4 tRNA genes are annotated in these 784 nt (G+C 46.5%); all 4 read right to left on the bottom strand.

The window, feature by feature from the left end:
- Positions 1-129: 129 nt before the first annotated feature.
- A tRNA-Leu gene (locus tag L4D20_RS24270) sits at positions 130-214 on the bottom strand.
- A gap of 67 nt (positions 215-281) precedes the next feature.
- Positions 282-356, bottom strand: a tRNA-Gln gene (locus L4D20_RS24265).
- A gap of 66 nt (positions 357-422) precedes the next feature.
- A tRNA-Leu gene (locus L4D20_RS24260) sits at positions 423-507 on the bottom strand.
- Positions 508-590: 83 nt separating this feature from the next.
- A tRNA-Gln gene (locus tag L4D20_RS24255) sits at positions 591-665 on the bottom strand.
- Positions 666-784 lie beyond the last annotated feature (119 nt).

Genomic DNA, 784 nt, shown 5'->3' with positions numbered 1-784 from the left:
CTGGATTCGAACCAGGGAATGCTGGCATCAAAAGCCAGTGCCTTACCGCTTGGCGATAGCCCAACAAAGATTGTTTCAGTGTCAATCACACGTTCTTATCAACTAACTGAGTTAGGGRATAAGAAATAATGGTGCGGTCGGAGAGACTTGAACTCTCACACCTCTCGGCGCCAGAACCTAAATCTGGTGCGTCTACCAATTCCGCCACGACCGCAGCAAAGCTTTTACTCTAGCAAAGAGTATAGTTATAAAGACATTGGAGAATCTGTATAACGTTGTAGTGGCTGGGCTACCTGGATTCGAACCAGGGAATGCTGGCATCAAAAGCCAGTGCCTTACCGCTTGGCGATAGCCCAACAAAGATTGTTTCAGTGTCAATCACACGTTCTTATCAACTAACTGAGTTAGGGGATAAGAAATAATGGTGCGGTCGGAGAGACTTGAACTCTCACACCTCTCGGCGCCAGAACCTAAATCTGGTGCGTCTACCAATTCCGCCACGACCGCAGCAAAGCTTTCTCTTGTTAAAACGTAAGTTCTAGCGAAGAGTATAGTTATAAAGACATTGGAGAATCTGTATAACGTTGTAATGGCTGGGCTACCTGGATTCGAACCAGGGAATGCTGGCATCAAAAGCCAGTGCCTTACCGCTTGGCGATAGCCCAACAAAGATTGTTTCAGTGTCAATCACACGTTCTTATCAACTAACTGAGTTAGGGAATAAGAAATAATGGTGCGGTCGGAGAGACTTGAACTCTCACACCTCTCGGCGCCAGAACCTAAA

This window comes from Vibrio kyushuensis, from assembly GCF_050337325.1.
Classification (GTDB): domain Bacteria; phylum Pseudomonadota; class Gammaproteobacteria; order Enterobacterales; family Vibrionaceae; genus Vibrio; species Vibrio kyushuensis.
This window is presented reverse-complemented; position numbering and strand designations above follow the sequence as displayed.